General features: G+C 64.2%; 14 protein-coding genes and 1 tRNA gene. 8 read left to right on the top strand and 7 right to left on the bottom strand.

What is annotated here, in order from left to right; translation table 11 throughout:
* Positions 1-73 precede the first annotated feature (73 nt).
* The 3 genes from GGQ99_RS06225 to GGQ99_RS06215 all read right to left on the bottom strand — a co-directional run bounded on the left by GGQ99_RS06225 (position 74) and on the right by GGQ99_RS06215 (position 3,463).
* Positions 74-148: transfer RNA gene (locus GGQ99_RS06225), tRNA-Glu, on the bottom strand.
* Positions 149-227: 79 nt separating this feature from the next.
* Positions 228-1,418: a YcbK family protein gene (locus GGQ99_RS06220; RefSeq protein WP_183261369.1), complete on the bottom strand. Its 1,191-nt coding sequence runs from the start codon at positions 1,416-1,418 to the stop codon at positions 228-230.
* Between the two features lie 215 nt (positions 1,419-1,633).
* Positions 1,634-3,463, bottom strand: coding sequence for a PHA/PHB synthase family protein (locus tag GGQ99_RS06215; RefSeq protein ID WP_108608271.1), 1,830 nt, complete (start codon positions 3,461-3,463; stop codon positions 1,634-1,636).
* A 174-nt stretch (positions 3,464-3,637) separates the two neighbouring features.
* Between GGQ99_RS06215 and GGQ99_RS06210 the strand changes: the two genes are divergently transcribed.
* The 5 genes from GGQ99_RS06210 to recJ all read left to right on the top strand — a co-directional run bounded on the left by GGQ99_RS06210 (position 3,638) and on the right by recJ (position 9,598).
* A complete protein-coding gene (locus GGQ99_RS06210; protein ID WP_343061704.1) occupies positions 3,638-3,952 on the top strand; it encodes a hypothetical protein in 315 nt (104 codons plus the stop codon).
* A gap of 48 nt (positions 3,953-4,000) precedes the next feature.
* Positions 4,001-5,218, top strand: coding sequence for an LL-diaminopimelate aminotransferase (locus GGQ99_RS06205; protein ID WP_108608269.1), 1,218 nt, complete (start codon positions 4,001-4,003; stop codon positions 5,216-5,218).
* Between the two features lie 54 nt (positions 5,219-5,272).
* The gene (locus GGQ99_RS06200; RefSeq protein ID WP_108608268.1) at positions 5,273-6,586 is read left to right on the top strand and encodes a homoserine dehydrogenase; all 1,314 of its coding nucleotides are present in this window, start codon (positions 5,273-5,275) and stop codon (positions 6,584-6,586) included.
* Between the two features lie 190 nt (positions 6,587-6,776).
* On the top strand, positions 6,777-7,751 hold the full coding sequence (gene glpX, locus GGQ99_RS06195) for a class II fructose-bisphosphatase (protein WP_108608267.1): 975 nt from the start codon (positions 6,777-6,779) through the stop codon (positions 7,749-7,751).
* A gap of 56 nt (positions 7,752-7,807) precedes the next feature.
* On the top strand, positions 7,808-9,598 hold the full coding sequence (recJ, locus tag GGQ99_RS06190) for a single-stranded-DNA-specific exonuclease RecJ (protein WP_183261367.1): 1,791 nt from the start codon (positions 7,808-7,810) through the stop codon (positions 9,596-9,598).
* Here the strand turns inward: recJ and GGQ99_RS06185 are convergent.
* The 3 genes from GGQ99_RS06185 to folE all read right to left on the bottom strand — a co-directional run bounded on the left by GGQ99_RS06185 (position 9,595) and on the right by folE (position 11,782).
* Complete coding sequence (locus GGQ99_RS06185; RefSeq protein ID WP_108608265.1) at positions 9,595-10,566, bottom strand: patatin family protein; 972 nt, start codon at positions 10,564-10,566, stop codon at positions 9,595-9,597. The two genes, recJ and GGQ99_RS06185, sit on opposite strands and share 4 nt — an antisense overlap.
* Before the next feature lie 84 nt (positions 10,567-10,650).
* Positions 10,651-11,109: a phosphoribosyl-AMP cyclohydrolase gene (gene hisI, locus GGQ99_RS06180; RefSeq protein ID WP_183261365.1), complete on the bottom strand. Its 459-nt coding sequence runs from the start codon at positions 11,107-11,109 to the stop codon at positions 10,651-10,653.
* Positions 11,110-11,146: 37 nt separating this feature from the next.
* Positions 11,147-11,782, bottom strand: coding sequence for a GTP cyclohydrolase I FolE (gene folE, locus GGQ99_RS06175; protein ID WP_055970896.1), 636 nt, complete (start codon positions 11,780-11,782; stop codon positions 11,147-11,149).
* A 237-nt stretch (positions 11,783-12,019) separates the two neighbouring features.
* On the opposite strand from folE, the gene GGQ99_RS06170 reads away from it, so the two are divergent.
* On the top strand, positions 12,020-12,460 hold the full coding sequence (locus GGQ99_RS06170; RefSeq protein ID WP_108608263.1) for an iron-sulfur cluster assembly scaffold protein: 441 nt from the start codon (positions 12,020-12,022) through the stop codon (positions 12,458-12,460).
* Here GGQ99_RS06170 and GGQ99_RS06165 read toward each other — a convergent pair.
* The gene (locus tag GGQ99_RS06165; RefSeq protein WP_183261363.1) at positions 12,457-13,371 is read right to left on the bottom strand and encodes a LysR substrate-binding domain-containing protein; all 915 of its coding nucleotides are present in this window, start codon (positions 13,369-13,371) and stop codon (positions 12,457-12,459) included. The genes GGQ99_RS06170 and GGQ99_RS06165 overlap by 4 nt on opposite strands.
* Positions 13,372-13,465: 94 nt before the next feature.
* On the opposite strand from GGQ99_RS06165, the gene GGQ99_RS06160 reads away from it, so the two are divergent.
* Both GGQ99_RS06160 and yidD read left to right on the top strand, forming a co-directional pair.
* Positions 13,466-13,630 carry a hypothetical protein gene (locus GGQ99_RS06160; protein WP_183261361.1) on the top strand — a complete coding sequence of 55 codons (165 nt, stop codon included), beginning with the start codon at positions 13,466-13,468 and terminating at the stop codon, positions 13,628-13,630.
* Positions 13,631-13,728: 98 nt separating this feature from the next.
* Complete coding sequence (gene yidD / locus GGQ99_RS06155) at positions 13,729-14,094, top strand: membrane protein insertion efficiency factor YidD (protein WP_183261359.1); 366 nt, start codon at positions 13,729-13,731, stop codon at positions 14,092-14,094.
* Positions 14,095-14,128: the final 34 nt, after the last annotated feature.

Below are 14,128 nucleotides of genomic sequence, written 5' to 3'. Positions count from 1 at the left end.
TCGGTCCCATGAAATGCTCATGTGACCGTCATCTGAACGGCGTCGAATGGATCAGCTAAGTGGTTGGAAAACCTGGTACGCCCAAGGGGAATCGAACCCCTGTTACCGCCGTGAAAGGGCGGTGTCCTAACCGCTAGACGATGGGCGCGCTCAGGTGAGGCGGTGTATAGTTGGCTTGTTCGCGACAGGCAACCCGTCTTTTTGCTGCGTCGCGAAATTTTTTTGGCTTATCCACGGCGGCGGCCGCAGCGCCAGTTCCATTCGCGTTCCGGTCCGACATCGATGTGCACGGAATTGGTGTGGCAGTAGGTGCCGACGCCGCCGCGACCGGGCATCGCCCGCAGGAAAGTGGCCAGTTCCCACTTGCCGACGCCTGGGATCTGGATGTCGGCGGCAGCGCAATACATGTGCTGCGAGTTCTTGGCGCCGCGTGCGCGGCGATTGCGCTCGGCGTTGCGGTAGCCAGACGTCACAATCATCTTCTTGCCGTAGTGCTGCTCGGCCGCCTTGAGGATGCGCACAAGCGACGGCTTCAGACAGGCGACGTCGACGCTCTCGGTCTGCTTGAGCAATCCGTTGGGAGCAAGACGCGCCATGCCGGCGGCGGATGCCACTTCCAGGCCGGGGTCCTCGTCCTCGTGCAGGTCGACGTCGCTGTCGTCGTCGATGCCCGACTTGCGCTTGATCTCGAATAGGTCGGTCTGGCGCACGCCGGGCAGCGCCCAGTTCGAATCGCCGCCGCCACCGAGCGAGGCCAGTTCGACCGGCTTGGCATCCGACTTTGCCGAGGCAAGCGTGATGATCGGCTTGGCCTTGGCTTCCACGGGTTCCGGCGACGGAGCGGTGGCGGCCGTCGCGATCAACGGCTTTGCCTTTTGCTCGGCCGGCGCGGCCTTCGCCGGCGAAGAGCCAAAGAGGGAGGCAAGGAAGCCCTTCTTCTTGGGCTGCTCGGCCTGCTGGGGGGCAGGGCCGTTGGTCAGATAGAAGCCGGTGTCTTGTTGCGCCGGCGGCTTGGCGGCATGGGCTTCGGCAGCTTGAACCGGCTGTTGCTCGGTCGCCGGTTGCTGGGCGGCCGCCGCTGCCGCGACGGGCGCCTGCGCAGCTTCTTCGCTGGCAAGGGCAGCTTCGGCCGGCGTTTCTCCGCCTGGCTTGGCAAGGGGAACATAACCGACCTGGTCGGGCAGGGCGGCGTTGCCCTCGGCGTTCATGGCCAGATTGGCGGTGGCGGGCGCCGTACCAGGCGTCGCGGCCGCGTCGGTCCCGGCAGCCTGGCCGGTTGCATCAGCGGTGAGTGCGGGGTTTGCGAGCTCGAGATTGGGCTCGCCCGTCGAGGAGCAGGATACGGCCAGCAGCGAAACCAGGACGGTCAGCGCAACGCCGCATCGCCGGTCTGCGAATCGCAGTCGTCCTGACCTCAAGCTGGTCCCCTCTCATGCACTGCAGGCCAAAGATCACGTTTGGCGATGAAAATCGTACGTTTACGCAACCACGTTTCTGAACAAGAAACGGCACCCGATCACTTGCAATGATCTCCCCAGTGTCGGGCTATGCGCCAATTAAGGCGAGATCATGATAGGCGCCATGTTCTCGCCCCCTTTGTTAAGGGCGTCAACTCACCACGCATTACAGCAGGTTACACGCGGACCTTCACATAGCTGCCGGGCGCGTCTTCCAGCACCGGGCCGCTTATCCCGGGCTTGCGGGGGTCGACGCGCCTGTCGTCCTTGGCCTCGATCCAGCGGTGCCAGTGCGGCCACCACGAGCCGGGCGTCTCGGTGGCGCCCTTGAGCCATGTGTCGAAGTCGCCCGTTGGCTTGCCGCTCGACCAGAATTGATACTTGCCGGCGGCCGGGGGATTGACCACGCCGGCGATGTGACCCGAGCCGCCGACGACATAGTCGACATCGCCGCCGAAATACTGGCAACCGAGGAAGACCGAGCGGGCAGGGGCGATGTGATCCTCGCGGGCCGCCAGATTGTAGACGGGAATGGTGATGTCGGCGAGCGAGATGGTTCGGCCGGCAAGCTCCATCCGGCCCTGCGACAGGTTGTTCTCGAGATAGCAGTTGCGCAGGTAGAAGGAGTGGTTGGCTGCCGCCATGCGCGTCGAATCCGCGTTCCAGTAGAGCAGGTCGAACGGCAGCGGGTCCTTGCCGCGCATGTAGTTGTTGACGACGTAGGGCCAGATAAGGTCGCCGGAACGCAGCATGTTGAAGGCGGTCGCCATCTTGGTGCCGTCGAGAAAACCCTTGTCCTTCATCGCGCGTTCGAGGGCGGCGATCTGGTCTTCGTCGACGAAGACCTTGAGGTCGCCGGCGTAGGTGAAATCGACCTGCGTCGTGAAGAAGGTGACCGAGCGGATGCGGTGGTCGCCCTCCTGCGCCAGAAGCGCCAGGGCCGCGGCCAGCAGCGTGCCGCCGACGCAATAGCCGATGGCGTTGACCTCGCGCTCGCCGGTCGCCTGTTCGACCGTGTCGAGGCCGTATTGCAGCCCCTCGCGGATATAGGCCTCCCAGTCCTTCAGGCCGTGGCGCTGGTCGGGATTGATCCAGGAGATGACGAAGACGGTGTGGCCCTGCTCGACGGCCCAGCGGATGAAGGATTTCTGCGGGTTGAGATCGAGGATGTAGAATTTGTTGATCCAGGGCGGGCAGATCAGCAGCGGACGCTTCAGCACCTTGTCGGTTGTCGGCGCATACTGGATGATTTCGGCGACGTCGCTGCGGCCGACCACCTTGCCCGGTGTGGTGGCGATGTTCTTGCCGATCTCGAAGCCGGAATAGTCGGCCTGCCTGAGCTTGAGGTCGCCCTTGCCGGCCACGATGTCCTCGGCGAACATCTTCATGCCGCGCACCAGGTTTTCGCCGTTGCTGGCGACCGTCTCGCGGAACAGTTCCGGATTGGTGAGGATGAAATTGGACGGCGAAATCGCGTTGGCGACCTGCTTCACATAGAAGCCGGCCTTGTGGCGGGTGTGCTCGTCGAGGCCGTCGGCGTGGTCGACAAGGTCGCCTGCCCAGCGGGCAGTGACCAGATAGGCCTGCTTGAGGAAGTCGAAGAAGGCGTTGCGGCCCCATTCGGGGTCGAGGAAGCGCTTGTCGGTGCGCTCCGGCTTGACCGCATCTTCGACCTCGTCGCCGCCCATGCGCTGGACCGACTTGCTCCAGACATCGAGATAGCCGGAGAACAGCCTGGTCTGCGCTTCGAGCGCGCGTTGCGGGTCCGACAGCCAGTATTCGGTGAGCTTGGAGAAAGTCTTGACCATGTCGGTCATGGGTTCGGCGACGGTGTCGCGCAGTTCGCCCTTCTCGCGCGGCTCGGCCCATGCGGACGCGGCCTTGCCGGCCTGTTCAATCATGCGGGCCATGTTGAGCGCGAAGCGCTCGGGATCTTTGACGAGGTATTGCTCGACGGAGGAGGGGGAATCGCCACTCGGCTTGTCCGAATCGTCTACCTTCGCCATGGTCTTTCGAGGTCCTCCCAAAGGGCCTTTTATTGACATACTATCATGCGACGTCTTACCGGGTCCAACGCGCTCTACCGCGCCTGTCGGGGAAACTTTATGACACATCGTGTTGGTCGGCATATTTTTTTCTGCGCCCGCCTAGTCGTATCGGCGGGATTGCTGGCCTTGCCCGTGGTCGCCAGCGGCTGCACCAGCACGACGAGCGCCGACACTGGTCCCGCCCTTGCAGGTGGTCGCGGTGCGCAGGACACCGGCACTTATCCTAATCTCAACATCCGGCCGACGGCCGCGGCACCCCAGTTCACCGAGGAGCAGAAGGCGGCAAAACTCGCCCAACTTCACGCCGCGCAGCGGCGGCAAGGTGCCAAGGCCGGTGCCGGCAGCGGCAATTCGGCGGCGATGACCACGCTTGCCCGAAAGCACGGCGACGACACGCTGAAGGCCATCGAAGGCAAGTGCGAGACTATCGACCCCGCCTGCAATTGAGTGTATATCGCGCACGCATCGCCGAGCCCCCGTTTACCTGGAACTGACATGGAAGAATTTCACAAGGTCCGCCGCCTTCCGCCTTATGTCTTCGAGCAGGTCAACCGGCTGAAGGCCAGCGCCCGATCGCGCGGCGCCGACATCATCGACCTTGGCATGGGCAATCCCGACCTGCCGACGCCGACCGCGATCGTCGACAAGCTGTGCGAAGTGGTCCGCGACCCGCGCACCCATCGCTACTCTTCGTCGCGCGGCATTCCCGGCCTGCGCCGTGCCCAGGCCAATTATTACGCCCGCCGTTTCGGCGTGAAGCTGAACCCCGACACGCAGGTCGTGGCGACGCTCGGCTCGAAGGAAGGCTTCGCCAACATGGCGCAGGCGATCACGGCCCCCGGCGACGTGGTCCTGTGCCCGGATCCGACCTATCCGATCCATGCCTTCGGCTTCATCATGTCGGGCGGCGTCATCCGCTCGCTGCAGGCGAAGCCCGATGACGGCTTCATTCCCGCGCTCGAGCGCGGCGTGCGTCACTCGATCCCCAAGCCGCTGGCGCTGATCCTCAATTACCCTTCGAACCCGACGGCACAGGTCGCGACGCTCGATTTCTACAAGGACGTGGTCGCGTTCGCCAAGAAGAACGACATCATCATCCTGTCGGACCTCGCCTATTCCGAGATCTATTTCGACGGCAATCCGCCGCCTTCAGTGCTTGAGGTTCCGGGCGCGATCGACGTCACGGTCGAATTCACCTCGATGTCGAAGACCTTCTCGATGCCGGGCTGGCGCATGGGCTTTGCCGTCGGCAACGAGCGCTTGATCGCGGCGCTGACGCGCGTGAAGTCCTATCTCGATTATGGTGCGTTCACGCCCATCCAAGTGGCGGCGACCGCGGCCCTCAACGGCGACGGCACCGACATTGCCGAGGTGCGCGAGGTCTATCACAAGCGCCGCGACGTCATGGTTGATTCCTTCGCCCGCGCCGGCTGGGAAATCCCGGCGCCGGCAGCGACGATGTTTGCCTGGGCGCCGATCCCCGAGCCGTTCAAGCATCTCGGTTCGCTAGAGTTCTCCAAGCTGCTCATCGAGCACGCCGACGTGGCCGTGGCTCCGGGCGTCGGTTTCGGCGAGCACGGCGACGATTATGTCCGTCTTGCGCTGGTCGAAAACGAACACCGCATCCGCCAGGCGGCACGAAGCATCAAGCGCTTCCTGCAAACCACCGCCAAGCATCCAAACAACGTGGTTCCGCTCGCAGCCCATCGCTGAGCGGCGCCACGAACAACATTCCCAGAACGACTGAAGTAAGAGGCGCCGTCGACCATGGCTGAAGCATTGCGTGTTGGAATTGCCGGTCTCGGCACGGTCGGTGCTTCGGTGGCGCGCGTGCTGCGCGACAAGGCGGCCGAACTCACCCGCCAGTGCGGCCGCGAAATCGTCGTCACCGCTGTCTCCGCGCGTGACCGTTCGCGCGATCGTGGCGTCGACCTGAGTGGCGCCAAGTGGTTCGACGATCCGATCGAACTGGCCGAGAAGGCCGACATCGATGTCTTTGTCGAACTGATTGGTGGCGACGAAGGTGCGGCGCGTTCCTGCGTGTCTGCCGCGCTCGCCGCTGGCCGGCACGTCGTGACCGCCAACAAGGCGTTGCTCGCCAAGCATGGTGTGGCGCTCGCCGAGGTCGCCGAAAAGAAGGGCGTGCTGCTCAACTACGAGGCGGCGGTGGCCGGCGGCATCCCGGTCATCAAGACGATGCGCGAGGCGATGGCCGGCAACAGCGTCAACCGCGTTTTCGGCATCCTGAACGGCACCTGCAACTACATCCTGACCCGCATGGAAGCAGAAGGCCTGACCTTCGAGGCGTGCCTCAAGGACGCGCAGCGTCTGGGCTATGCCGAAGCCGACCCGACCTTCGACATCGAGGGCAACGACACGGCGCACAAGCTGGCAATCCTGACCAGCCTGGCTTTCGGCACCCGGATTGCCTCCGACGACATCTATCTCGAGGGCATCTCGAACATCACCCAGGCAGACATTCGCGCCGCAGGCGAACTCGGCTACCGCATCAAGCTGCTTGGCGTTGCCCAGCGCACCGAAAGCGGCATCGAGCAGCGCGTGCACCCGACCATGGTGCCGACGGCTTCGGTCATCGCCCAGGTGCATGGCGTGACCAATGCGGTTGCCATCGAGACCGATATTCTGGGCGAACTGCTGCTTTCCGGCCCCGGCGCCGGCGGCAATGCCACGGCTTCAGCGGTCGTTGGCGACATCGCCGACATTGCCAAGAGCCGCCCCGGCTTCCAGCACGGCCCGGTCTTCGGCCGCCCGGCCAAGGAACTGCGCCCCTACAAGAAGGCGCAGATGCGCAGCCACGCCGGCGGTTATTTCATCCGCCTGACCGTGCACGACCGCACAGGCGTCTTCGCGGCGATCGCCAAGCGCATGGCCGACAACGACATCTCACTGGAATCGATCGTCCAGCACGCCAACGGTTCCGATGGCGTATCGGAGAAGACCGTCATCCTGGTGACCCACGAGACCACCGAAGCTGCCGTGCGCAAGGCCGTCGACGGCGTGACCAAGGACGGCCACCTGACCGACAAGCCACAGGTCATCCGCATCGAGCGCGCCGGCTGAGGCTGGCGACGCAGGCGAGGGCGGAAATGCGCCTTCGCCGGGGCAGTCAAGCCTCAACTCCCTTTCAATCGATTGATATTGTTTCGCTTTCGATAAAGCGGGCTACAGGTCTTGCCGTTGTCACAAGGGTTTGACAATAAGAGCCGGCCCGGTTCGGGCGCTCCGAATTCATCGACTCCAGGACCCTGATATGGCGAAAAGCGTTGTTGCCGGCCTCGACCGGATACTCACCATGGAACTCGTGCGCGTCACCGAACGCGCGGCTGTCGCTGCCGCCCGGCTGCGCGGACGCGGCGACGAGAAGGCTGCCGACCAGGTGGCCGTCGACGCCATGCGCCAGGAATTGAACCGCCTCGCCATCGATGGCACCGTCGTCATCGGCGAGGGCGAGCGCGACGAAGCGCCGATGCTCTATATCGGCGAGGAAGTCGGCGCTGGTGGCCCCGAGGTCGACATCGCGCTCGACCCGCTCGAAGGCACCACCATCTGCGCCAAGAACCTGCCCAACGCGCTGGCGGTCATCGCCATTGCTGAAAAGGGCAGCCTGCTGTTTGCGCCCGACGTCTATATGGACAAGATCGCGGTCGGCCCGGGCTACCCCGATGGCGTCATCGACATCGATGCGTCGCCGGCAGAAAACATTGCCAGCGTCGCCAAGGCCAAGGGCGTGCCGGTCGGAGAGATCACCGCTTGCATCCTCGACCGCCCGCGCCATGCCAAGCTGATCGATGCCGTGCGTGCCACCGGTGCCGCCATCCGCCTGATCGGCGACGGCGATGTTGCCGGCGTGATTCACACCACCGACCCGGAAGAAACCGGCATCGACATCTATCTCGGCACAGGCGGCGCGCCCGAGGGCGTGCTGGCAGCCGCAGCATTGCGTTGCACTGGCGGCCAGATGCAAGGCAGGCTGCTGCTCGACAGCCCGGAGAAGATCGCCCGTGCCGCCACCATGGGCATTGAAGACCCTAAAAAGGTCTACCGGATCGAGGAAATGGCGCGTGGCGACGTGCTGTTTGCGGCAACCGGCGTCACCGACGGCAACCTGCTTGCCGGCGTGAAGTTCGGACGCGACTCGATCACCACGCACACCATCGTGCTGCGCTCCTCGTCCAAGACTGTTCGTGAAATCAAGGCGCGCCATCAGGATCTGGAAAAATTCTGATTACGCGCTTGTCGCGGTCGCCTATGGTCGATCCGAAGCGGGTGGACCTCCTCTGAATGGCGATTGAAAAGCGCAATTTCCTCGGCGTACGGCGTTCGGCCACCGGTGTTTCATGGGAGCACCGGCTGACCGAGCGCCAGGATATGCTGGCGCTCGCCATCGCACAGGGCCATGGTGTGCCCGACATCGTCGCTCGCGTGCTGGCCGGGCGCGGTGTGCTGCCGGAGGATGCGGAACGCTTCCTCGACCCCACCATCCGCGACCTGTTGCCGGATCCGGCGACGCTAACCGACATGAACAAGGCCGCCGGCCGCATCGCCGATGCGGTGCTGCGCGGCGAGCGCGTCGCCATCTTCGGCGACTATGATGTCGATGGCGCCTGCTCGTCGGCGCTGATGAAACGTTTTCTCGGCCACTTCGGCGTCGAGGCCGAAATCTACATCCCCGACCGCATCTTCGAAGGCTACGGCCCCAATCCCGATGCGATGCGCGAATTGATCGGCCGTGGCGCCCGCCTGATCGTCACCGTGGACTGCGGCACCAACAGCGCGGCTTCGATCGAGGCGGCCAACGAGGCCGGTGCCGATGTCGTCGTGCTCGACCACCATCAAGTCGGCGGTGCGTTGCCGAACGCGGTTGCCGTGGTCAATCCGAACCGCGACGACGATCTATCGGGCCAGGGCCATCTTTGCGCCGCCGGCGTGACCTTCCTGACGCTGGTGCAGACCGCCAAGGTGCTGCGCGAACGGCTGCCTGACGCGCAGCGTCCCGATCTTCTCAAGCTGCTCGACCTCGTGGCTCTTGCGACCGTGGCCGACGTGGTGCCGCTGACCGGCGTCAACAGGGCCTTTGTCGTCAAGGGCCTGCAGGCGATGCGCCAGCAGAACAATCCCGGTCTCACCGCGCTCGCCCGCGTCGCCCGCATCGGCGAGCCGCTGAATACGTTCCATCTGTCGTTCCTGCTCGGGCCGCGCATCAATGCCGGCGGGCGCATCGGCGACGCGGCGCTCGGCAGCAAGCTGCTGGTGACCGACGATCCGGTCGAGGCAGGCACGATCGCCGAAACGCTCGATCGCCTGAACCAGGAGCGTCAGGCGATGGAGACGGTAATGCTGGCCGAGGCGCGCGCCGAGGCCGATGCGGAGATCGGTGCCGGGCCTGGACCAGCGGTGCTGGTGACGGCCAACACGACCTGGCATCCCGGCATTGTCGGGTTGCTGGCGTCGCGGCTCAAGGACCATGCCCGTCGCCCGGCTTTCGCCATTGCCTTCAACGGCAATGGTGTCGGCACCGGCTCAGGGCGGTCCGTCTCGGGCTTCGATCTCGGTCGTCTGGTTCGGGAGGCCGTCGAGGCTGGGCTGTTGGTCAAGGGTGGCGGTCATGCCATGGCGGCCGGCATCACCGTCGAGCGCGCGAAGCTCGGTGAGGTGCGCGCCTTCTTCGAGGCACGCGCGGCCGCAGACGTGTTCCGCCTGCAGGACGAGGAAAGCCTGCTTGTCGACGGCGCGCTCGCCGCCGAAGGTGCGACGCTGGCACTCGTCGAGTCATTGGAAAAGGCGGGTCCGTTCGGACAGGGCCACGTAGCCCCAACCTTCGTCCTGCCGAGGCACAAGCTGGCCGATGTCAGGGTGATCGGCACAGGCCACGTGCGCATCGACCTCAGGTCTGAAAGTGGCGGCCGCATCCAGGGCATCTCGTTCCGGTCCGCCGAAGCGCCGCTTGGCGAGTTCCTGCTGAGGAACAGCGGGCGCACGGTCCATGTCGCCGGGTCGCTGTCGGTCAATCACTGGAATGGCAACCGCACGGTCCAACTGCGCGTCATCGACGCGTCACTTGCCGGGCCTTAGCCCAGGACGGCCTGCAGCCTGACGATCTCGTCCATCTGTGCCTTGGTGGCCTCGTAGCCGAGCCGGATCGCTTCGTCGGCGCGATGGAACTCCGACAGGCCGATGTGGCCGAGCTTGGGCTGCAGCGACAGGTCGGGCGGGTCGCCGGCGAGGCGTGCCCGCGAGATGCGGTCCTGGATGATGTTGAAGGCCTCGACCATTACCCCGCTGATGCCCAGCCGCGATTCACGCGCGCTGCGGTTGGCGTCGTACTGGTCGGCCGGCTTGGCGTCGCGCTCGACCATCAGTTCGCCGGCGCTGTGCTTGATGACGGCCGCGCGGCCGAACAGGTCATAGTGCAGGTTGACGGCAACGACGAGCGGCTGCTCGTTGGCACGGCAGACCGAGACCGGCACCGGATTGACCAGCGCTCCGTCTACCAGGACGCGGCCATTGCAGGTCACCGGCTCGAAAACACCGGGCAGGGCATAGGACGCGCGCATCGCCTTGATCAGCGAACCGCTCGACAGCCAGATTTCGTGGCCGGTGCGGATTTCGGCAGCAACGCAGACGAACGGCTTTGGCAGGTCCTCGAAGGTGACGCCCGCCATGTGCTGCTGCATGCGCGAGTCGAGCTTCATGCCGCCGAACAGGCCATTGCCGACGATCTGCAGGTCGAACAGGCCGAAGATGCGGCGCTTGGTCAGGCTGCGGGCGAACTCCTCGAGCTGGTCGAGTTTGCCGGCGAGATAGCAGCCGCCGACCAGTGCGCCGATGGAGGTGCCGGCGATCATGTTGATGCGGATGCCTGCCTCGTCAAGCGCACGCAGGACGCCGATATGTGCCCAGCCACGCGCGGCACCGCCGCCGAGCGCGAGGGAGATTCCGGTTTCTTTGGCTAGCTTCGGATCGTCGGCGCCCGTGCCCGAGGAAAAGCCGTTTGCTTCCCGGACGTTCTGACGCGCATGGAACGACGCCCATTCGAGCATCACGATCTCCCTTGTCCCGCGTACAGAGTACACTGGACACGTATTAAAATCGTGAATCTTTGTGTTGCAGGACGGGAAGCCGGTTCACGATTTCTTGCGGTAGGTCTCGTCTGCATCGAACAGCGAGGCGCTGCCGTCCGCGCTAAGCGTCGCGAAGCCGTCTTTTTGCCCCACCGTCCGATAGAAACAGGAACGCCTGCCGGTGTGACAGGTTGCGTCGTGGCCGGAAACTTTTACGCGCAGCCAGACCGCGTCCTGATCGCAGTCGGTCCGCATCTCCTCGATGTGCTGGAAATTGCCCGAGGTCTCGCCCTTCTTCCAGAGCGAGCCGCGGGACCGCGACCAGTAGTGCGCGATGCCGGTCTCGATCGAAAGCGCCAACGCCTCGGCATTCATATGCGCGACCATCAGCAGCATGCCGTCGGTGGCATCGGTGACGACGGCGGTGACCAAGCCGTTCGCGTCGAAGCGCGGCGTGAACACCTCGCCATCTTCTAGCGCGCGCTTGTCGCTGGTAGCTTCGGAGAATTTCAGAACAGACATCGCCGGATCCTGGGTTTCGGGAACCGGCGAGGGGGGATTAGAGCCCGCCGGCTCGTATCATGGTGACAAACCGGACCTGTTCTTCGGGGGTGTCCCGGAAAACGCCGGTGAAGGTCGAGGTCAGGGTCGACGACCCTTGCTTGCGGATGCCGCGCATGGCCATGCACATGTGCTCGGCCTCGATCATCACGGCGACGCCGCGCGGATTTAGCACGTCCTGGATGACACCGGCAATCTGCGCCGTCATTGCTTCCTGGGTCTGCAGCCGGTGGGCGAAGATGTCGACCACGCGGGCGATCTTGGACAGGCCGACGACCTTGCCGTCCGGCAAATAGCCGACATGGGCCTTGCCGATGATCGGCACCATGTGGTGCTCGCAATGCGAATGGAATTTAATATCGCGGACGATGACGAGGTCGTCATACCCGGCCACTTCCTCGAAGGTGCGGCCGAGTTCTTCGGCCGGGCACATGTCGTAGCCGTTGAACATCTCGCGGAAAGCCTTGGTCACGCGCTTCGGCGTGTCGATAAGGCCTTCGCGCGCCGGATTGTCGCCAGTCCAGCGCAAAAGAACACTCACTGCAGCTTCGACCTCGGCCTCGGTGGGCCGGTCGGTTGCAGGCTTCTCCATATAGGCTGATTGCGGCATCAGCTTCTTGGCAACGGCATCCATATCAGGCGTCTCCAGTAGTCCCTGTCTGAGCAGGGACGAGTTGAACGGACACAGCCACTTCAGGGACCACCGATTGAGTGCCGTACCTAAAGCTGCTCATTTTCGCCCCTCCTCCCGATGTCAGTCCTGTTGCCTTGCCGGGAAGCGAGCGCCACCATTATATATAGGTGGAGACGACGATTGAAAGATGCGACAGCGACAAGAGTTGCTCATAACACGCACTCAGAGTGAAAAAAGTTGATTGACGACATCTACAACACGAAAATTCTTGGCTTTGCCGGAAATATCGGCCGGCTTGGACGCCTCGATCATCCTGATGCGTCGGCCACCGCGCATTCCAAGCTGTGTGGCTCGACCGTCACCATTGATCTCAAGATGGAAAACGGCGTCGTCACCGACTTCGCCCATGAAGTGAAGGCCTGTGCGCTGGGCCAGGCGTCGTCGTCGATCATGGCCGAGCACGTCGTTGGCGCCAGCGCCGTCGAGCTTCGCGCCGTGCGCGAGGCTATGCTGCGCATGCTCAAGGAGGGCGGCACGCCGCCCGAGGGCCGCTTCGACGACCTCAAATACCTGGAGCCGGTGCGCGACTACAAGGCGCGCCATGCCTCGACCATGCTGACCTTCGACGCCGTGGTAGATGCCATCGGCCAGATCGAGCGCAAGCAGGCCGCGGCCTAGCATTTCTCCAGATAGCGCCGGCTTTCCTCGAACTCTGCCCTGATCCAGTCGGCAAAGGCTTCCGCAGGCTCCGACAGCTTGCGCAGGCTTTTGGCGACCAGCCAGTACGCGCCGCAGACAACGTTGGTCTCGAACGGCTTGACCAGCGTTCCCGACACCAGTTCCTCGCGCACCAGCAAGAGATCGCCAAGCGCAACCCCGTGGCCGAGCATCGCCGCCTGTTTCGACAGTGCGGCGTCAGCCAACAACGGGCCACGCGCTGCCGCCACATCTTCCGCTGCGCCGGCGGCTTCGAACCAACGCGCCCAGCCCTGGCGGTTTTCCTCATGCAGGAGCGTGTAGCGCCGGAGATCTGCCGGGCACTCCAGGGCAGGGCCCGAGGCAAGCAGGGCAGGCGACACGACCGGCGAATCGATGACCGGTGCCAGGCGTTCGGCCTCGCTGCGCGGCCACGACGTGCTGTGCGCGCTGAAGCGCAATGCAAGCTCTGCCTGGTCGCTGCGGAAATCGATCAGGCGCGGGTCCACGTCGAGCGAAACGTCGATGTCCGGACGTAACAGGCGAAACCGGTTGAGCCGAGGCACCAGCCAGGAGGCGGCGAGCGACGGCTCGACACTGACGCTGACCACGGACTGCGCGGGCTTTGCAGCCAGCTCCGACAGTCGCTTGTCGATGTCGTCGAAACTCTTGATCAATTGCCCAAGCAGCTTCTGTCCGGCGTCCGTAAGCTCGACACGTCGATGGTAGCGCACGAACAGCGGCTGCTGCAGGAATGTTTCCAGTTCGCGTATCTGGCGGCTGATGGCGGCCTGGGTGACAAACAGCTCTTCCGCCGCGCGGCTGAAACTCAGGTGCCGCCCGGCAGCTTCGAAACTCCTGAGTGCTGTCAGCGGCAACTGCCCGCGCTTCATTCGCATAATCTCAAGTTATCCATGGTGGACGTTATACTCGTTTGAAGGAAACGACCAGAGGCGGTCAAATCCTCCTCATCAAGGAGGCAAGACCATGCCGACGCTCTTCAACGCCTATGCCGAGATGTTCCGCATCGCGACTTTCCAGGCCGACCATTCGCCTCGCTTCACAGGACGCTGCGGCGCCGGTCGGCAACAGCTCGAGGCCCCACAGCATCGGTGCCCCCACCGACCGGCGAAACTCAGCTGGCTTGCGTGACACGGCGCCGCAACTGCGCGGTCCTATGCGCCGGACATTGCGTCTGCATGTCGGAATTGACATCTATGGCGGATGAATAGTTCCGAGCGATGCTGGCGATGAGCCGCGGCCACGACCATAGCCATGGCGAACCGGCGGCGCGGGGCCGCAATTGGCCCGGCCCCTGGCGCAAGACGCCGGGTCGTGTGCTCGGCACGTCGCTCGTTCGGCTCTATCAGCTGACGCTTTCGGGCTTCATCGGCAATGCGTGTCGGCACATGCCGACCTGCTCGGAATACGCACACGAGGCGATTGCCCGCCATGGCCTGTGGGCCGGCGGCTGGATGGGCCTTTTCAGGGTGTCTCGCTGCGGGCCGTGGGGCACTCATGGGATCGATCGTGTGCCGGAACAGCTGGCGTCGCGCTATCGCTGGTTCACGCCCTGGCGCTACTGGAAGATCGGCAGCAAGCCGACCGGTGCCTGACATTGTGTCGGCCGCCGGAACCGTTAATCAGTCG

The organism is Aminobacter niigataensis (genome assembly GCF_014200015.1).
Taxonomy (GTDB): Bacteria; Pseudomonadota; Alphaproteobacteria; order Rhizobiales; family Rhizobiaceae; genus Aminobacter; species Aminobacter niigataensis.
Note: the sequence above shows the minus strand (reverse complement) of the source record. Positions and strands in the feature narration are given on the sequence as shown.